Below are 18,830 nucleotides of genomic sequence, written 5' to 3'. Positions count from 1 at the left end.
GTTATCTGCCGGATGTAATGCCCACCGGAGCAACATTATCTGCCAGCCGGCTGAATAATGAATTTCCCGGGGCCTGATGTGCAGGGAGTGGAAACAGAACGGTCTGGCCCGGCAAAACGTAGCCTAAAAAGCCTTTTGAAATATAGGCCGTTGGATGTTGGGCATCACTTCCCCAGAAAATATCACTCAGCCGTGCATGCATAGATCCATGATTAGTCATAGCCAGATATGCCTGGCCTTTTTTGCTGGCAATGTTCCAGCTCAGGCTGTTGCGGATACTGCTCACCGGCCCATCCTGGCTGACGGGGGACATTCCCTGCCCATAAACAAACAGCGGTAAAACATAGCGCATTCGCATAATAAGGCCCGCGCTGTTGGTATTGGTCTGAGAGGCCGTACTGCCAGGTATCTCATCAATAACAATCCGGTAAGCATCTTCATGTTGTGGAGCTGTGGCCTGAAGACGAATCAGGCGTATTAATTGTCTTTGCCCGGGCTGAACCGTGACAAATGGAGGGCTGGCGAGGACTGCCTTTTGATCAGAATAGACACTGGCAGAATTACGTTGCTGCCATTTAAATACCCGCAATTGCAAAGTGACCGCACTGTTGCCACGGTTCTGTAGCCATAACTCGGAGCCTTTATCCGAACTGCTAATAGTTTGAAAAATTGGCCAGACTAAAACCGAGCTGGCTGCTTGTGCATTGATTGCCGTGGCGGAAAGCAGAATTAATAGTGCAGATAAATAATATTTAATTTTCATATATGTAAATTTCTTAATAAGTCAGGGTAACGGTAATTGTGTCGGTGTATGTGCCGGAGGCAGGTAAACCCGTGACCGGAAATAAACGGCCATAAATGGTGTAGGTCTGGGTGGTATCCGGGAAAGAGGCGACACTGTAAGCCAGGGCATCAGTTCCCCAGACAAGGGAGTGTGCGGCATCCTGGTAAAGCTGATATCCCAGCGTTGCTTCGGTCGTGCTGTTTTCCAGATAGCGTTCGCTGGCTGAGCCACCGTGAAGACCGTAATCCAGAGCAATGGATACTGACATCCCGGGGGTACAGGTAACAATTACCGAACCTGCGCCCGGAGTACTGGCAACATCCACATTACCGGCAATTGACGACATCGATCCAAAATCGATGGCGCCAAAATCAGTGACTGTGTCATTGCTGTCAGTCCCCAGAGCACAACCACTGGTGATTACCGACGATACGGTAAAGCTACTGGTTGTTGTATCAGCGGTGGCCCCGGTTACCAGCGACAAAAACAGCACCATAAAGGCAATGGTGCGATTAATACTCACCAGGAGAGTGTGGCTGTCACTGTATCGCTGTAAGTTCCTGAAGCCGGAGAGGTTGACGTCTGGTCATCCGGTACAATACGTCCGTAAATCGGGATGCTTTGCGCGGCACCATCCGCAGTCAGAGAGACTGAACCGCCGGGTTCAATTTCAGTAGTATGGTTGGCATCAGAATAGAGATGATAGGCAATATCTGTAGTAGTGGTGCCGCTGGTGTTGACCATATTCCTGACATTACTGGCTTCATTCTTCCCGCCATCCAGAGTCATGGTTGGAGTGAGACCATCAGTACAGGTAATGGTCACCGCATTTGTTCCGTCAGAACCGAGCACGGTTCCGTTGATAGCCGCGGTCAGATCAGCGTAAGTTCCGAAATTCAGCGTTCCCCAACTGTTCGTTCCGGAAGACGAACTACCATTGGTCACTGCACAGCCTTCTTTAATCGTGACCTGAACCCCCACCTGTCCGGATAAAGTGCCTTCTGCCGCACTGGCAACAGAAGGAACTACGCTGGTTGTCAATGCATAACCTAAAGCACATAACAGCATCTTGTTGATTTTCATGAAGTAACCTTTTGCAGTGTGTATTTAGTCTGATGAGCGACAAAACTAGCTGGCTTGAAACAGAGTGTTTCGCACTGGTTGTTACCGAAAATATAGGCGTTTTCCCTGCCATCATGATTATTATTGGTTAATTTGATTTAATATTTATGTAATCAACCACGAGACTAACATAGTGATGAGATTAATCTCAAAGGATTATTCCGGTTTCATGTAAGAGTTTGTTTTGAGTTTTTCATTTCTTTTTGATATGTAAAACATGTGGTTATGTTGGTAGTCTTCCGGGTGGGTAGTGACACCACCAGGTATTACGCCAGAAAATCAATATAAAATACGTGGATCGGGTTAATGAAAAGTATCAAATTTTGTTTCTATAATAAGTTTTATTTATATTTTTATGGGCGTATTTCCGTGATTATCGCTGATGGCCTGTCGAGGGTGCTATTCTCGCATTCATCAGTGATCCCGGTATAATGCGCCGCGATAACAACGACCAGGGGCATAGTGTGACCGAAAAAAATGACGAGTACTGGATGCGCCATGCATTAATGCTGGCAAAACGGGCTCAGGAAAATGATGAAGTTCCGGTCGGGGCGGTACTTGTCTGGCAGGGGAACATTATTGCTGAGGGCTGGAATCACCCTGTTGCATCTCATGATCCTACCGCGCATGCTGAAATCATGGCACTGCGCCAGGGGGGGAAGGCGCTAAGTAATTACCGGCTACTGGACACCACCCTTTATGTCACTCTGGAGCCTTGTGTTATGTGTGCGGGAGCAATGGTACATAGCAGGATTGCCCGGTTGGTATTCGGGGCTGCAGATGCCAAAACAGGTGCAGCGGGTTCGTTGCTGGATGTGCCCGGCCACCCGGGAATGAACCATAAAATAGTGGTGACTGGCGGGGTTCTCGCTGATGAGTGTGCCGCTCAGCTTAGTGACTTCTTTCGGTTACGCAGGGCACAAAAAAAAGCGCTGCGACTAGCGCAGCGGGAAAATCAGTAGATCAGTTCATGGCAATTTGCGGTTCGCTGGTGGTTGCCGGGTCTGCAGAGAGTTGCCGTTTTTTCTGCATTTCCTGCAAATAACCTACCAGGCTGATGTTGTATTTCCTGATATTTTCGACGTAATTATAGGCTTCACCGCCGCGCGCGTAACCATAAGTTGTCTGGCTATAGTAGCGCTTCTGTTCCAGTAGCGGCAGTCGGGTTTTTACATCTGTCCAGCTGTCCGGATTGCCTCCCTGCTTCATTGTCAGTTTTCTGGCATCCATCATATGTGCATAGCCAATATTATATGCTGTCAGGGCAAACCAGATGCGTTCTTCTGCAGGAATGGTTTCCGGCATTTTATCCATCAGTTTCTGTAAATACTGGCTGCCTCCACGAATACTCTCGGCCGCGTCAAGCCGATCGCTGACTTCAAGGCTATCCGCCGTGTTACGAGTCAGCATCATCATGCCTCTGACACCTGTTGGTGAGGTGGCTTGCGGGTCCCAATGAGATTCCTGATAGGCAATCGCTGCCAGTAATCGCCAGTCTATCTGGCTGGCGTATTTCTTGAACAACGGTTGCAGGGAAGGCAGGGTACTGTCAATTGCGCGTAAAAAGGTACGGGTATCAACATAATCAAAGCTGCCGGTATGCCCTAAATATTTCTCATCCAGCCTGGCCAGAGTGCCTTCTTCATTAATATTGTTATAAAAGTCGAGCAGCGCCGCATTCAGGCTGTCATCAGATGATTTAGCCATATACCAGTTTACCGGCGCTTCATTAGTCACATCAAAAGCGACTGCCAGCTGAGGGTGGATACGTTGCATCATACCGATGGTGACAGAATCACCAATGGTATAATTCAGCTTTCCTGCGGCAACCTGCTCCAGCATCTCTTGCGGGCTGAGTTTTTTCTCAATTTCCCAGCTTAATTGTGGAAATTTCCCTTGTCTGGCCGCTTCCAGTGTCGGAACAAATGAGGATTCCGACGGGACTGCCAATGTGCCATGTAAATCACCGAGGTTTTTTGGGCGTGGCTTATCCACACGGTAAACCAGTTGCTGTGTCGTGGAGTAGTACGCCGGACCACTGCGGTATTCTGCCTGGCGTGTAGTGTCCCAGGTCAGGCCCGCCGCCAGCAGATCCGCTCTGTGATGCTTCAGGTCATCAAACAGGCTTTCAATATTCGGGCGAACGGTAACCTCCAGCTTTACGCCCAGATAGTCTGCAAAGCGTTTTGCCAGTTCGTAATCCATCCCCGTGGGATTTTTATTTATCTTTTGCCAGGTCAGTGACGAATTTATGGTGCTGACACGCAAAACTCCGCGCGATTTAATCTGCGACAGAGTGTCTTGTGAACCTGAATGCCAGGGAATCGCAGGCCATAAAGCCATTGCCAGTAATAGAGTGACAAGACCGATCAAAAGATAATTAAACTTTAAATGTTTCAAGTAGTTATCTCGTTAATCAGCGCCGGGTTCAGCCTTTTGGCAGGATATAAAAAACAGGAATAGTACCCCGACGCGAAGTGCATTCTGAGCAACAAAAAGGCAAAGAGCAACTTTTATAGCAAGAAATGTGTGTTTTTTAATCGGCGATTTATACAGATAAAATCCGCGCAAACGGTTTCGTAACGGGGGCTTATTCTTTATAATATGCCCCGTTTTCCCCTGTTGCGCCCAATGAAGCGTCGCCCGGCGTTTCGAAGACGAGAGATCTTTAATGATGGAAATTTTGCGTGGTTCGCCCGCTCTGTCGGCATTTCGTATTAACAAACTGTTGACCAGCTTTCACGACGCTCATCTGCCGGTGAGTGAGATTTATGCCGAATATGTGCATTTTGCTGATGTCAGCTCAGCGCTGACTCAGGACGAACAGAATCGTCTTCAACGTCTTCTTAAATACGGTCCCTCGCTGGCAGAGCATGAACCTGTCGGACGTTTATTACTGGTAACCCCGCGTCCGGGTACCATTTCTCCGTGGTCTTCTAAAGCAACTGATATCGCTCATAACTGTGAGTTATCAAAAGTATTGCGGCTGGAGAGAGGTCTGGCGTTCTATATTCAGGCTGACACACTGTCTGAAGCTCAGTGGAGCCAACTGGCTGCACTGTTACATGACCGGATGATGGAAACCGTATTCAGCTCTCTGTCCCAGGCGGAACAACTCTTTGCTCATCATGAGCCACAGCCGGTTAAAGCAGTAGATGTGTTGGGCCGTGGCCGTTCAGCTCTGCAGGAAGCCAACCTTTCGCTGGGGCTGGCTCTGGCCGAAGATGAAATTGATTATCTGCTGGCAGCATTTACTGAGCTGGGGCGTAATCCAAACGACATTGAACTCTATATGTTTGCTCAGGCGAACTCTGAGCACTGTCGCCACAAGATTTTTAATGCTGACTGGGTGATTGACGGTGTTAAACAGCCAAAGTCGCTGTTTAAGATGATTAAAAACACCTTCGAAAAAAATCCGGAGCATGTACTGTCGGCTTATAAAGATAATGCTGCAGTGATGGAAGGTTCGAAAGTAGGGCGTTTTTATGCCGATGATAAACAGGGTATCTATGATTTCCATCAGGAAGATGCTCATATCCTGATGAAAGTGGAGACTCATAACCATCCAACGGCTATTTCTCCGTGGCCGGGCGCTGCGACCGGTTCCGGTGGCGAAATTCGTGATGAAGGGGCGACCGGGCGTGGAGCTAAGCCGAAAGCAGGCCTGACCGGTTTCTCCGTGTCTAACCTGAAGATTCCTGGTTTTGAACAGCCGTGGGAGCAGGATTTCGGTAAGCCGGAACGAATTGTTACTGCACTGGACATTATGACCGAAGGCCCGTTGGGCGGAGCCGCTTTTAACAATGAATTCGGACGTCCGGCACTGAACGGTTACTTCCGTACTTATGAAGCACAGGTTACCAGTCACAACGGTGAAGAACTGCGTGGCTACCATAAGCCGATTATGCTGGCCGGCGGGATTGGTAATATCCGTGCCGATCATGTGCAGAAAGGTGAGATTACCATTGGCGCAAAACTGATTGTGCTGGGTGGTCCTGCAATGAATATCGGTCTGGGTGGTGGTGCCGCGTCTTCTATGGCTTCGGGTCAGTCTGACGCAGACCTGGATTTTGCTTCAGTTCAGCGTGATAACCCTGAAATGGAACGTCGCTGTCAGGAAGTGATCGATCGCTGCTGGCAGTTAGGTGAACAGAACCCGATTCTGTTTATTCATGATGTGGGTGCCGGTGGATTATCGAATGCGATGCCGGAACTGGTAAGCGATGGTGGCCGTGGCGGCCGTTTCAACCTGCGTGACATCCTGAGTGATGAACCAGGCATGAGCCCGCTGGAAGTTTGGTGTAACGAATCGCAGGAACGTTATGTACTGGCGGTTGCGCCGGAGAAACTGGCGTTGTTCGAACAGCTCTGTCAGCGTGAGCGGGCTCCTTATGCAGTGATCGGCGAAGCCACAGAAGAACAGCATCTGACTCTGAGTGATGAGCATTTTGCTAACCAGCCGATTGATATGCCGCTGGATGTTCTGCTCGGTAAAACACCGAAAATGACCCGTGATGTGACCACTTTGAAAGCAGAAGGAACAGCTCTGGCACGGGAAAATATTTCGGTGGCTGACGCTGTTAAACGTGTTATGCACCTGCCAGGTGTGGCTGAGAAAACTTTCCTGATCACCATTGGTGACCGTTCTGTTACCGGTATGGTTGCCCGTGATCAGATGGTGGGTCCATGGCAGGTGCCGGTAGCTAACTGTGCGGTCACGACAGCCAGCCTGGACAGCTACCATGGCGAGGCGTTTGCGTTAGGTGAGCGTGCTCCGGTAGCTCTGCTGGACTTCGCAGCTTCGGCACGACTGGCGGTAGGTGAATCACTGACTAACCTGGCAGCGACCGACATCGGTGAGCTTACCCGGGTAAAACTGTCTGCTAACTGGATGTCTGCAGCCGGACACCCGGGTGAAGATGCCGGCTTGTATGCCGCAGTGAAAGCTGTCGGTGAAGAGTTATGCCCTGCGCTGGGTCTGACCATTCCGGTGGGTAAAGACTCGATGTCGATGAAAACCCGCTGGCAGCATAATGATCAGCCGCGGGAAATGACCTCGCCACTGTCGCTGGTTATTACTGCTTTTGCCCGTGTTGAAGATGTCCGCCGTACCGTGACACCACAGCTGCAGACTCAGACTGATAATCTGCTGTTGCTGGTCGATCTGGGTGCTGGTGCAAATACTCTGGGGGCGACTGCGCTGGCCCAGGTTTACAGCCAACTGGGTGATAAGCCTGCGGATGTGCGTAGTGCACAGCAACTGGCAGGTTTCTTTAATGCCATCCAGCAGCTGGTTTCCGAACAAAAATTACTGGCTTACCATGACCGTTCTGACGGTGGTTTGCTGGTCACTCTGGCAGAAATGGCCTTTACCGGGCATTGCGGAATTGATGTTGATATCGCAACGCTGGGTCAGGATGTACTGGCTGCTCTGTTTACCGAAGAGCTGGGTGCAGTTATCCAGATTACGGCGGCGGAACATTCCGCAGTCAGCGCAGTGTTCGCTCAACACGGATTAAGCGATTGCCTGCATGTCCTGGGTTCTGCGCAGCAGGGCGATGATTTTATCGTACGTTCTTCTGAGCAGGTAGTGTACCAGGAAAAACGTTCAACTCTGCGTAACTGGTGGGCGGAAACAACCTGGCAGATGCAGCGCCTGCGCGATAACCCTGAGTGTGCTGACCAGGAACATCAGGCTAAGCAGGATAATAACGATCCGGGACTGAACGTTTCATTAAGTTTTGATCCGTCGGAAGATATTGCCGCACCGATGATTGCTACCGGAGCACGCCCTAAACTGGCGGTGTTACGTGAACAAGGCGTTAACTCACATGTTGAGATGGCGGCAGCGTTCCACCGTGCAGGTTTTGATGCGGTCGACGTGCATATGAGTGATTTGCTGGCCGGACGTCAGCAACTGGATGACTTCCAGGTTCTGGCTGCGTGCGGCGGATTCTCCTACGGCGATGTGCTGGGTGCCGGAGAAGGCTGGGCAAAATCGATCCTGTTTAATCCACGGGTTCGTGAAACCTTTGAACAGTTCTTCCATCGTGATCAGACACTGGCGCTCGGGGTGTGTAACGGTTGTCAGATGATGTCCAATCTTCGTGAACTGATCCCTGGAAGTGAACTGTGGCCACGCTTTGTGCGTAACCAGTCAGAGCGCTTCGAAGGTCGTTTCAGTCTGGTTGAAGTCACAGAAAGCCCGTCGTTGTTGTTATCAGGTATGGCCGGGTCACGGATGCCTATCGTGGTATCTCACGGGGAAGGTTTTGCTGAACTACGGGATCAGCAACAGCTGAATGCCCTGGAATCGCAGCAACTGGTTGCCCTGCGTTTTGTAGATAACTACGGTAATGTTACCGAGAATTACCCGGCGAACCCGAATGGTTCTCCGAAAGGTATTACTGCTGTAACCAACACTTCGGGTCGCGTCACTATTATGATGCCTCATCCGGAGCGCGTGTTCCGTACCGTCAGTAACTCCTGGCATCCGGCTGAATGGGGTGAAGACAGCCCATGGATGCGTATTTTCCGTAATGCGCGTCATCAGCTGGGTTGATAAGCCCTGACAAGCAGTTCTGATAAAAGGCACCCTTCGGGGTAATGCCGGTCACTTAAGGTGACCGGCATTGTTTTTAAAGGGATATTTCGACCTTTTCTCCCTCACTTCTCTCACATATTCCCGTTCTCGTCGTGGTGGCAGTTTCAGCATCCCGGCATTACTGTAAAAGTGTTTAAGGTGACCCGGGATGGCTCCCGGTGAAGCCCACGGCAGACCGATCAGTAGCCGTAATATCTCTGATACTGCACCGCTGAAGCTCAACTGGTAAGGCAGGTAATTTCCTTTCAGGCTGAACGCCATTTTAATCATCTGGTAACGCACCAGGTTATACGTCAGCAGTATTCCCCATAGCTCCTGCTTCACCAGATCGGGCAACCGGCTTCTCAGCGTCCAGCGGTTTCCCAGTAAAAACTGCTTTGCCTCACGATATCCCAGCTCGATTTCCCAGCGATGCTTATAAAGTTCTGCCACGTCAGTCGCCGGATAACGCATCGCATCTGTCATGGAAGTGACTACCTGCCGTTCCGTCCCGTTCACTTTCCGCCTGATTAGCCTCACTATGAGTTCTTCCGGCAGGCCTTTCCATTGCTTTCTGGCCTGAGGCGTGGTTTTCAGTCGTATCAGTTCGTCCTGCCTGCCGAGCTTTCGTACCACTTCATACTGAGTGTTCTTTTTCAGCGGCGTTAGCCAGTGGCGATTTTCACCTGCATTATGCCAGTCATGTAACAACCCTAAAGAGTAAAAGCCCTTATCAAACAGCGTAATACTGTTATCCGGTGCATTTTCTGCCAGCTGAGCGGCCAGCCGCATTTCGTTGATATCGTAGCGACCTGACACACTTGCACGCAGCAGATGGCTGCTGAGTTCCATCAGACACACCATACGAACCTGAGGATAACCGCGTTCACCATGCTGATTAGATGCTTTGCCGAAGGCCTCTGCATTTTCAGGAGTGTCCTGGGTATGCCAGACAACGCCATCAACAGCATTAAGCGTCAACCCGTGCCAGAGGGGATGTCTGGCTTCTTCGTGCCAGTGTTGTTGAGTGAGATCAAACAGGACCCGGATGGCATCTTCGCCCAGTGTTTTTCGGCGGGCAATCACAGAGCTGGGTGCGGTAAATGACCGTCCGGTCCGGTCAACAATATCCATCAAATTCACGATATGGCTCATGGGCTTATTGTTGAATATGGCCATACCGATAACCAGCCAGACCATCGACTCAAGGGGAAGTTTACGCTTACGCAGCGTGACGGTATCAGTGAGGGAAAACGCCTGTCGGATGAGGTCAGGAGAGAGCAGGTCAGAGAGGCTCTGTACTTCTTCGGGAGCAGTGAGATTAATAATGCCGAGAGCTTGCGAAAGTTCCATTTAAAAAGGGTCTATGTCTGCACATGAACCCTTTTTACACCAACCACCGGATCGGTCAAATGATCCTTAAACGATCGGCATTACCCTTCGGGGTGCCTTTTTTATTATCGTTATCTCGGGGGTCGGGAGAGAGCTTCTGAGTGAAAGTGTCATTTCGACGACACTTTAAGTGATCGAACTGTCTCTGATTTGTGACACTTAACTCATTGAAAAATAATAAGGCTCACAGAACAGGCTTAAACTGTCTCTCCGGGGAGACAGTTTAAGGCGGAGTTGCCGAAGAATTCGACGAAAAATCTAATCAAACTATTGATATAAAAAGACTTGTAATTTGTGGCATGGCTATTGCATTATACATCCCGCAGCTCATTCTGCTCTTTATGATGCCCTGCGAAAGCGGTCAAGAGCTCATAAACTTTGAATGACGCCCCAAGGTGCCTGCCGTCCGACTGTTGATAATCGTAAGTTTTATTGCGTTATCATGCCACGGGCGTAACGTTGAGTAAGGCACCGCCTTCTTCCATAACGCCGGTTTTTACCGGCGTTATACTTTTCAGGCGTTTGCGACCCTCATGCCAGAGGGGACAAAAATATCTCTTTATCTCTGTTTTAATCTGAGCGGCTTCCTTCCTGACGTTAATCCGGCTAGCATCTGAGTTTTACTCCCTGATGGCGATGACTTTGAAAAGCTGGCGTTTTGTTCCCCGTTCGCTAAGACAACTGGTACTGCTGGCCTTTGTGCTGGTCCTGCTACCATTACTTATCCTGGCATGGCAGGCCTGGGAGAGTTTCTCCAGCCTAAGTGAACAGGCCGCGGAAACTAACCGTAATACCTTTACCGATGTTCGTCTGAGTGAACTTATGGCACGCAGTGCGCTGGAAATCGAGCGTAATTACCGGCAGTTCTGCGTGCTGAATGATCCGACACTGGAATCGTTGTATCAGCAGCAATACCTGCGTTATCAGCAAATGGCCGGTACGCATCTGCAACGGTTGCCGCAGCTAAAGTCCCTGCAGAAAATTCAGCAATTGTTGCCTGAGCTCAGCCAAATGCACTGTGATCAGGGTAATCCGCAGGAACCTGCTTCTGATAATCTGATAGCTTTCTCTATTGCGAACAGCCAGCTGGTTGAAGAGACCCGTCAGACAGTATTTACCCGGGGTTTAGAACTGCAGCATGAAATTGCGGACCGGGGAGCTTTTTTTGGCTGGCAGGCCCTGTTGCTGTTTCTGATCAGTCTGGTGTTTATGCTGCTGTTTACCCGAATGATTATCGGGCCGATTAAGAATCTCAAACAAATGATCCACCGTCTGGGAGAAGGAGGGGAGATAGATGCAACCATCGACTTTCGTGGCCCGGATGAAATTCGTTCTCTGGGGCAGCGGGTGGTATGGCTGAGTGAACGCCTGTCCTGGCTGGAAGCTCAGCGTCACGAATTTTTGCGCCATCTCTCACATGAGCTGAAAACGCCTCTGGCAAGTCTGCGTGAAGGCAGTGCTTTGCTGGAAGATGAAGTCACTGGCCCGCTGAATAGTGAACAAAAAGAGATAGTTGCCATACTTGACCAGAGTAGCCTGCATTTACAGACACTGATCGAACAATTACTGGATTATAATCGTCATAGTGCCGACAGCGGTGGGGGGATGAGTACTGTTGATCTGCAATATGTTATCGACGGTGTGGTAACTGCACATGCATTGCCCGCCAGCGCAAGAAATATTGAGACAGAGATAGTTCTTGAGGAACAATATTGCCTTGCTGATCGACAGTTACTGGCCAGGACTCTGGATAATCTCTATTCCAATGCCATAAATTACGGAAAACCCGGAGGGTGGGTGACATTTACCTCCAGCCGACAGGGTGACAAAGTCCGGATTGATGTGTCTAACAGTGGTACGGCGATACCAGCGCACGAACAGAAAATGATATTTGAGCCTTTTTACCAGGGAGCCAGACAGCGCCGGGGACCGGTAAAAGGCAGCGGACTGGGTCTGAGCATAGCCAAAGATTGTATCCAGCGTATGCAGGGTGAACTCACACTGGTTAATAAAAATGCGGCTGAGGTATGTTTCAGGATTGAATTACCGCTGACTAACGGGGCTAATCAGCCATGAGTGACTTTTTTTATCTGCGTCTGTTGTCAGTATCTCTGGTGGCCTTACTGGCCGCCTGCAGCCAGTCCGGGGGAAGAACCACCACGGATATGCAATCAACGAATCTGGTTGCCAGTGCGCCGGTGGCGGGTTGCCTTTCAGCCACGGCACACATGACGGAGGATCAGCAAAATGATCCGCGTTACTGGTTACAGTTGATGGTGTGTGTGCAACAGCAATCTACTGCGGATAACTTTCGCCAGTCTGAACAGGTTATTGCTGACAGCTGGGCACACTCTTTTCTTCACAATATTTTATTGTCCGGAGCTGATATAACCGATCAGCAACGGCAGCAGATGCTGGATCAAATGTCTGCCTGGCAGCCGCAAGTCAGTGCCGGAGTCAGGCCGCTGTTGCAGCTATGGCGGGACAATCTGAGTAGTCAGTTGAATGCTTCGCGAACTGAACTGAAATATCAGCAGCTTCGCCAGAGCAGCGACAATGAAATGGCAGCGCTACGTGTGCAACAGCAACAGCTTCAGCAGGAGCTATCAGATAAACGTCAGCAGTTGCAGAGGCTTGCGGATATTGAACGCCAGTTGTCCAATCGCAAACCCGTTGATCTTCAGGAGAGTTCGCATCTTCACTCATCTGCTGTTGCGGGTGGACAGGAAAAGGAAACTAATTAATCCATGACAAAACAAGCCGCAAGATTATTACTGGTGGATGATGATCCCGGAATACTCAAACTACTTGGCATGCGGTTACGCAGTGAGGGTTTTCTGGTTGCAGCCTGCGAAAATGGTACCGATGCTTTACGGCACTTAATTCGTGAACCGGTTGATTTGGTGATCAGTGATTTACGGATGGATCATATGGACGGTCTGACTCTGTTTGGCGAAATTCAGAAACAGTTTCCGGGGATGCCCGTGATTATTCTGACGGCTCACGGTTCTATTCCCGAAGCTGTCTCTGCAACCCAGCAGGGCGTATGTAGTTTTCTGACCAAGCCAGTCAATCGTGATGCATTATACCAGGCAATTGATCAGGCGCTGGCTCAGCGTGGAACGGTAACTGAACACCAGTTAAGCGACACTATTGTGACCCGGAGTCCGGTGATGATGCGTTTGCTGGAGCAGGCACAAATGGTTGCCCGTTCGGATGTCAGTATTCTGATTCAGGGACAAAGCGGTACTGGTAAGGAAGTGCTGGCGAAAGCTATTCACCATGCCAGCCCGCGGCAAAATCGCCCGTTTATTGCGATTAACTGTGGCGCTTTGCCGGAACAATTACTGGAGTCGGAGTTGTTTGGCCATGCGAAGGGTGCGTTTACCGGGGCCCTGAACGCCAGAGAAGGTCTGTTTCAGGCAGCTCAGGGCGGAACACTGTTTCTGGATGAAATCGGCGATATGCCTGCAGCGTTGCAGGTGAAACTGTTACGGGTATTGCAGGAACGAACCGTCCGGCCATTAGGCAGTAATCAGGATGTGGCTATCGATGTTCGGGTTATTTCAGCTACTCATCGTGACCTGCCGAAAGCTATGGAGAAAAAAGAGTTCCGGGAAGACCTCTACTATCGCCTCAATGTCGTGACGCTGCGTTTGCCATCACTGAATGACAGGGCAGAGGATATTCCATTGCTGGCTAACGCATTGCTGCGACAGGCTGCTGACCGGCATAAACCTCATATCCGCAGCTTTTCGGCTGAAGCCATGAAAAGGCTGATTGCGGCCAGCTGGCCTGGTAATGTCCGGCAACTGGTAAATGTGATTGAACAGTGTGTGGCACTGAGCACTGCCCCGGTGATCACTGACCGTCTTGTTGAACAGGCTCTGGCCGGAGAAAATACGGCATTACTGACTTTTGCCGAAGCCAGAAATCAGTTTGAATTAAATTATTTACGCAAACTGTTGCAGATGACTCAGGGGAATGTGACCCATGCTGCACGGCTTGCGGGACGTAACCGTACTGAATTTTATAAACTTCTCTCTCGTCATGAACTGGACGCGAGCGATTTTAAAGGGTAATTTGCTGCCAGTTATTTTTATTGCCATTCCGGTGGTGCCAGCAAAAACGCTGTGGTTTAACTGATACCGTTCCGCTAAACAACCGGCAACGGAGATCACTGGCGAAAGATAAGGTTCTGATATGAAAAAAATTGATGCGATTATTAAACCCTTCAAACTGGATGATGTTCGTGAATCTCTGGCTGAAGTAGGTATTACCGGGATGACTGTCACGGAAGTGAAAGGTTTTGGCCGCCAGAAAGGGCATACCGAGTTGTATCGCGGTGCTGAATACATGGTCGATTTTCTGCCTAAAGTGAAAATCGAACTGGTGGTTTCTGATGATATCGTTGATACCTGCGTTGACACCATTATGCGCACGGCGCAGACAGGCAAAATTGGCGACGGTAAAATTTTCGTGTTCGATGTTGCCCGTGTTATTCGTATCCGTACAGGTGAAGAAGACGAAGAAGCTATCTGATAGCTTAGCCGGGCCATACATTGTGTCAGCATGGCCCGGTGAATCTGCATTTCTACAGCGATTTGTGCGGCCCGAACATCTCATAATGGATATGTTCAGGCGCAATGCCTGCTGCTGTCAGTTGTTTAAAGACTGACTGCATAAACTCCAGAGGCCCGCAAAGATAAAAATGACGGTCCGGGCTGAACTGACTCGCACCAGCAAGACTGACATCCATTCGTCCACTGAACTGTGCAGCAGGGTTATCTCCGGCCTGTGGTGTGCTGTACCAGAGCAGTTGACGAAATTCCTTCAACTGATTACCCAGCGTTGTTACTTCATCTGCAAAAGCATGAGTTTTACTGCTGTGTGTGGCATGCCACCAGTTAACTTCCGCCGGATAGTTCTGTTCTGCCAGTTGGTGCAGCATAGCCAGCAATGGAGTTTGACCTACACCAGCAGAGATCAGCGTTAACGGGGCAGGTGATAGTGACTCGTCCAGGACAAAATCACCACCAGGCACAGCAACTTCCAACCGGTCACCACATTTAGCCTGCTGATGCAGCCAGCCAGACACGGTTCCGCCGTCCTGGTGACGAACGGCAATCCGGTAATCCTTACCATTGGTACTGCGGGTCAGTGAATATTGTCTGATTTGCCGGTAAGGTATGCCTTCTGGTTGCAGGTACACTGACAGGTACTGACCCGGCAGATAGCCTGCTACCGCTAAACCGTCTTCCGGTGTGAGTACAAAACTTTTAATGACATCACTTTGCTTTGTAATTTCACTGATGATAAATCGCCGGGTATTGCGCCATCCACCAGGCTGATGCTCATGTTCCTGGTAAATCTGCTCTTCACGATTGATAAATATGCCCGCAAGTACTCCATATACTTCTGCCCAGGCGTTAATCACTTCTTCTCCCGGGTTTAGCAATTCGCGAATAGTCCCCAGCAAATGCTCCCCGACGATGGCGTACTGTTCCGGCGTTATTGAAAGGCTGACATGTTTCTGGGCAATTTTTTCGACGGCAGGCAGTAATGCGGCGGGATTATCCAGGTGGCTACCGTAGGCACAAAGCGCGGCAAACAGAGCTTCCGGCTGGCGGCCGTTAGTCTGATTTGTCAGGTTGAACACATTTTTTAGTTCCGGATTGTGGCTCAACATTCTCTGGTAAAAGTGCTTTGTGACCGCAGGACCGGCATTAGCAATGGCAGGAAGGGTCGATCTCACCAGTTCCAGTGTTTTGATATCAGGCATTTTGAGTTCCTCTCAGTGAATTATTAAACATGTATTTTAAATGCATGTTATTACCAGCAACGCAGAATGTAAACAGGCTTAGTGTTCACAGGGTCTTTTTATGTTGCAGAGAAAATCATCATAAGGCCTGATAGCAGGAAACAATCCGGTGAAAAAAGGAGCTTATTTTCAGCAGTTAATCCGCAACAATGCTGATTGCCAATCGTTTGCGCAAAAAGAGTGTATTCCGGCTACCGTCCACCGTTAAAAGAGTTTACACTGTTGGCCGTTGCCCGCCGATGGGTGTTAAAATGCCGTTTTTAGGTTAGCTGAGTCAGGAGATGCGGATGTTAAAGCGAGATATGAACATAGCCGATTATGATGCCCCACTGTGGGAAGCGATGGAGCAGGAAAAAGTGCGTCAGGAAGAGCACATTGAACTGATTGCTTCAGAAAACTACACCAGCCCACGCGTAATGGAAGCTCAGGGTTCACAGCTTACCAATAAATACGCAGAAGGCTATCCCGGGAAGCGTTACTACGGCGGATGTGAATATGTTGACATCGTAGAGCAACTGGCAATTGACCGTGCAAAAGAGCTGTTTGGCGCTGATTTTGCTAACGTCCAGCCACATTCAGGTTCTCAGGCTAACTTTGCAGTCTATACCGCATTACTGCAACCCGGCGATACCATCCTTGGGATGAACCTGGCACACGGTGGTCACCTGACTCATGGCTCACCGGTCAACCTGTCCGGTAAACTTTATAACGTGGTTCCTTACGGCATCGACGAAAGCGGCAAAATCGATTACAACGAACTGGCTGAATTAGCTAGACAGCACCAGCCAAAAATGATTGTCGGCGGATTTTCTGCTTACTCAGGTGTGTGTGACTGGGAAAAAATGCGTGAGATTGCTGACAGCGTGGGTGCGTGGTTATTCGTTGATATGGCGCACGTTGCAGGCTTAGTTGCTGCAGGTGTCTATCCGACTCCGGTTCCTCATGCACACGTTGTGACTTCAACTACCCATAAAACCCTGGCAGGTCCGCGTGGCGGCCTTATCCTGGCGAAGGGTGGTGATGAAGATCTGTACAAAAAACTGAACTCTGCTGTTTTCCCTGGCGGCCAGGGCGGTCCTCTGATGCACGTTATTGCTGGTAAAGCGATTGCGCTGAAAGAAGCCATGGAACCAGAGTTTAAAGCTTACCAGCAGCAGGTTGCAGTCAACGCGAAAGCGATGGTAGAAGTTCTGCTGGCTCGTGGTTACAACATCGTTTCCGGTGGAACTCATAACCATCTGTTCCTGCTGGACCTGGTGGATAAGAATCTGACCGGTAAAGAAGCTGATGCAGCGCTGGGACGTGCGAATATCACTGTGAACAAAAACAGTGTCCCTAATGATCCGAAAAGCCCGTTTGTGACTTCAGGTATCCGTATTGGTACCCCGGCAGTAACTCGTCGTGGCTTTAAAGAAGCCGATGTCCGCGAACTGGCTGGCTGGATTGCTGATGTTCTGGATAACATTAACGATGAAGCAACTATCGAGCGTGTGAAAGGCAAAGTGCTGGAAATCTGTGCACGCCTGCCGGTTTACGCCTGAGATTATTGATTCTGAGCGTCGCTGATTACCTCATGTAATCAGCGCTTTAAACGGCTCGCTGTGACTGTATTAAGCAGTTCAACAGCGGGCCGTTTTTTTATGCACTCAGTATTTTGCGGATGCACTCTTGTTGGTGATCCGTAATTGGCAGTTCGGTGTGAATCAACGGAGGAGAAAATAGCGGCAACTGGACTATATAAGGAGAGATCACCAGTGCAACTCCACGCGGTGCGCCGTATTGACGGAAGCTGTTAAGCGTCTGACGATGCACAGTTACCGGCAACAATACCGACTCTCGCAAAATCCTCTCTACTTCCTGTTCCAGTTCCGGATTGTCATTGGTCAGAACGATAATCTGCCTTTCCTCATAACCGGTAACTTCCATTGCACCGGAGACCAGCAGCAAAGCTATCAGCATAGTTTCCTGTCGGGAGAAAGTTAGCTGATATTGTTGTTCAAATACTGATAGCGCCTGTGATGTCAGGCGGAACATGCCCGGATACATATCAATCAATTCATTGCTGACACTGTTGTCGATGCCGATAGAAAAATAGTGCCGCTCAATAGCCAGACTCAGGTGGCAGTACAACCTCTGCTGCAGGGAAATATTACCCGACATATCAATTGAGGAAAGCAGGCCAAAACGGTGAATCAGTTGTCCCGAGGCATTCATTAGCTGTGTTTGCAGGTGACCATGCTGGAGATTTCCGGAGGGGGTATCCAGCAGTGTCAGTAAAAGAGCCAGAAAACGGACTTCATCTTCTGGTAGTAATGTTGCTGGCATGCCCTGCTGCTGGCAATAAGTGGCAATATTATTGGCCATTGGCAACCACTCTTTAGCGCCTAACCATTCGCGCTGGCGGGTATTAAATCGCACCCGTTCGGCAGAGGCAAAAGAGTAATTCAGCACAAGTTGTAGCAGCAACAGATTGCTGTCATTCAGGTGGCTGCACAACTGTGATGGCAGGGTAGCCGGAATAAATTGTGTGAAGGTTTCAGATCCGAAAACGAGTGAAGGGAGCTTCCGGTTTTGCAACCGCTGTTCGACTTTCAGGGCGATAATATTTGCCAGTGACGGAGTCTGGCGTAACAGGCGTCTGAAATGTGAAAACAGACAAATACGTTTTTGCAGTTCACTGCCAGTGAGCCGGTAACCTTCGCCAGGTAATGACACCAACTGCAACTGATAGTTATTGCGCAGAATGTCGGTTAACAGATGCAGGTCTTGCTCTGTTTCCGTCAAGTCAGGCATATCAGGCAGCTGTAACCGGGCAGCACTGAGGGAATGATCCGCAATCACTAATAGCAGTGTCAGGTAGCTTTGCCGCTGGCTCCGGGATAATGCCGGCAGCGTATGTCGGTCTTCGCTCATAATTCTCTCCCGGCGCAGTACGGATTTTCAGAGGTTAACTAATGATAAGAAAAGGTGAAAGAATCTGCCGGAGGTTTTAGTCAGAGGTTGAAGCGAAGTCACATTTTATTCGTATAAAGAGGGGGACAGCCTGGTAACAGGGGGGAAAGTGACAGTGCGAGGGAGAAAGGCGAATACAGCAGGCAACAATAGCAACGGCAGCTGCAAAAGTACAG

Annotated in this window: 14 protein-coding genes; 7 read left to right on the top strand and 7 right to left on the bottom strand. The window is 49.7% G+C overall.

Annotated elements, in window-relative coordinates; genetic code table 11:
* Position 1: 1 nt before the first annotated feature.
* Genes A7K98_RS15110 through A7K98_RS15100 form a run of 3 tightly spaced genes read right to left on the bottom strand, consistent with a single transcriptional unit; the run spans position 2 to position 1,867 of the window.
* On the bottom strand, positions 2-763 hold the full coding sequence (locus tag A7K98_RS15110; protein ID WP_087489307.1) for a fimbrial biogenesis chaperone: 762 nt from the start codon (positions 761-763) through the stop codon (positions 2-4).
* Between the two features lie 13 nt (positions 764-776).
* Positions 777-1,301, bottom strand: coding sequence for a Csu type fimbrial protein (locus A7K98_RS15105; RefSeq protein ID WP_456154846.1), 525 nt, complete (start codon positions 1,299-1,301; stop codon positions 777-779).
* A 2-nt stretch (positions 1,302-1,303) separates the two neighbouring features.
* Positions 1,304-1,867 (bottom strand): Csu type fimbrial protein, encoded by a 564-nt coding sequence (locus tag A7K98_RS15100; RefSeq protein WP_087489306.1) that lies wholly within the window; start codon positions 1,865-1,867, stop codon positions 1,304-1,306.
* A 503-nt stretch (positions 1,868-2,370) separates the two neighbouring features.
* Between A7K98_RS15100 and tadA the strand changes: the two genes are divergently transcribed.
* Positions 2,371-2,868 carry a tRNA adenosine(34) deaminase TadA gene (tadA, locus tag A7K98_RS15095; protein ID WP_087490534.1) on the top strand — a complete coding sequence of 166 codons (498 nt, stop codon included), beginning with the start codon at positions 2,371-2,373 and terminating at the stop codon, positions 2,866-2,868.
* Between the two features lies 1 nt (position 2,869).
* Here tadA and mltF read toward each other — a convergent pair whose 3' ends face one another.
* A complete protein-coding gene (gene mltF / locus A7K98_RS15090) occupies positions 2,870-4,306 on the bottom strand; it encodes a membrane-bound lytic murein transglycosylase MltF (RefSeq protein ID WP_087489305.1) in 1,437 nt (478 codons plus the stop codon).
* 271 nt (positions 4,307-4,577) lie between these two features.
* On the opposite strand from mltF, the gene purL reads away from it, so the two are divergent.
* Positions 4,578-8,468, top strand: coding sequence for a phosphoribosylformylglycinamidine synthase (gene purL, locus A7K98_RS15085; protein ID WP_087489304.1), 3,891 nt, complete (start codon positions 4,578-4,580; stop codon positions 8,466-8,468).
* Positions 8,469-8,519: 51 nt separating this feature from the next.
* On the opposite strand, the gene A7K98_RS15080 is transcribed toward purL, so the two are convergent.
* On the bottom strand, positions 8,520-9,842 hold the full coding sequence (locus A7K98_RS15080; RefSeq protein ID WP_087487838.1) for an IS4 family transposase: 1,323 nt from the start codon (positions 9,840-9,842) through the stop codon (positions 8,520-8,522).
* Between the two features lie 681 nt (positions 9,843-10,523).
* On the opposite strand from A7K98_RS15080, the gene A7K98_RS15075 reads away from it, so the two are divergent.
* The 4 genes from A7K98_RS15075 (at position 10,524) to glnB (ending at position 14,423) form a co-directional block, all read left to right on the top strand.
* Positions 10,524-11,957 (top strand): sensor histidine kinase, encoded by a 1,434-nt coding sequence (locus tag A7K98_RS15075; protein ID WP_087490533.1) that lies wholly within the window; start codon positions 10,524-10,526, stop codon positions 11,955-11,957.
* Positions 11,954-12,625, top strand: a complete 672-nt coding sequence (locus A7K98_RS15070; RefSeq protein WP_087489303.1) for a hypothetical protein — start codon at positions 11,954-11,956, stop codon at positions 12,623-12,625. Before A7K98_RS15075 ends, A7K98_RS15070 begins: the two co-directional genes overlap by 4 nt.
* Before the next feature lie 3 nt (positions 12,626-12,628).
* Positions 12,629-13,963, top strand: a complete 1,335-nt coding sequence (glrR, locus tag A7K98_RS15065) for a two-component system response regulator GlrR (protein WP_087489302.1) — start codon at positions 12,629-12,631, stop codon at positions 13,961-13,963.
* 121 nt (positions 13,964-14,084) lie between these two features.
* A complete protein-coding gene (gene glnB, locus A7K98_RS15060; RefSeq protein WP_087489301.1) occupies positions 14,085-14,423 on the top strand; it encodes a nitrogen regulatory protein P-II in 339 nt (112 codons plus the stop codon).
* A gap of 52 nt (positions 14,424-14,475) precedes the next feature.
* Here the strand turns inward: glnB and hmpA are convergent, their stop codons facing one another.
* Positions 14,476-15,663, bottom strand: coding sequence for an NO-inducible flavohemoprotein (gene hmpA / locus A7K98_RS15055; protein WP_087489300.1), 1,188 nt, complete (start codon positions 15,661-15,663; stop codon positions 14,476-14,478).
* Between the two features lie 326 nt (positions 15,664-15,989).
* Here hmpA and glyA point away from each other — a divergent pair, with 326 nt between their 5' ends.
* Positions 15,990-17,243: a serine hydroxymethyltransferase gene (glyA, locus tag A7K98_RS15050; protein WP_087489299.1), complete on the top strand. Its 1,254-nt coding sequence runs from the start codon at positions 15,990-15,992 to the stop codon at positions 17,241-17,243.
* Positions 17,244-17,340: 97 nt separating this feature from the next.
* Here the strand turns inward: glyA and csiE are convergent, their stop codons facing one another.
* The gene (gene csiE, locus A7K98_RS15045) at positions 17,341-18,615 is read right to left on the bottom strand and encodes a stationary phase inducible protein CsiE (protein WP_087489298.1); all 1,275 of its coding nucleotides are present in this window, start codon (positions 18,613-18,615) and stop codon (positions 17,341-17,343) included.
* Between the last annotated feature and the right edge of the window lie 215 nt (positions 18,616-18,830).

It is taken from the genome of Tatumella citrea (assembly GCF_002163585.1).
GTDB lineage: Bacteria > Pseudomonadota > Gammaproteobacteria > Enterobacterales > Enterobacteriaceae > Tatumella > Tatumella citrea.
The sequence above is the reverse complement of the archived record's forward strand: the minus strand, read 5'-3'. Positions and strand labels throughout refer to the sequence as shown.

What these genes read in the sequence shown, in the direction of transcription:
- A7K98_RS15110 (WP_087489307.1), bottom strand. Translation starts at nt 763, where the DNA reads ATGAAAATTAAATATTATTTATCTGCACTATTAATTCTGCTTTCCGCC.
- A7K98_RS15100 (WP_087489306.1), bottom strand. Translation starts at nt 1,867, where the DNA reads ATGAAAATCAACAAGATGCTGTTATGTGCTTTAGGTTATGCATTGACA.
- purL (WP_087489304.1), top strand. Translation starts at nt 4,578, where the DNA reads ATGATGGAAATTTTGCGTGGTTCGCCCGCTCTGTCGGCATTTCGTATT.
- A7K98_RS15080 (WP_087487838.1), bottom strand. Translation starts at nt 9,842, where the DNA reads ATGGAACTTTCGCAAGCTCTCGGCATTATTAATCTCACTGCTCCCGAA.
- A7K98_RS15070 (WP_087489303.1), top strand. Translation starts at nt 11,954, where the DNA reads ATGAGTGACTTTTTTTATCTGCGTCTGTTGTCAGTATCTCTGGTGGCC.
- glrR (WP_087489302.1), top strand. Translation starts at nt 12,629, where the DNA reads ATGACAAAACAAGCCGCAAGATTATTACTGGTGGATGATGATCCCGGA.
- glnB (WP_087489301.1), top strand. Translation starts at nt 14,085, where the DNA reads ATGAAAAAAATTGATGCGATTATTAAACCCTTCAAACTGGATGATGTT.
- hmpA (WP_087489300.1), bottom strand. Translation starts at nt 15,663, where the DNA reads ATGCCTGATATCAAAACACTGGAACTGGTGAGATCGACCCTTCCTGCC.
- glyA (WP_087489299.1), top strand. Translation starts at nt 15,990, where the DNA reads ATGTTAAAGCGAGATATGAACATAGCCGATTATGATGCCCCACTGTGG.
- csiE (WP_087489298.1), bottom strand. Translation starts at nt 18,615, where the DNA reads ATGAGCGAAGACCGACATACGCTGCCGGCATTATCCCGGAGCCAGCGG.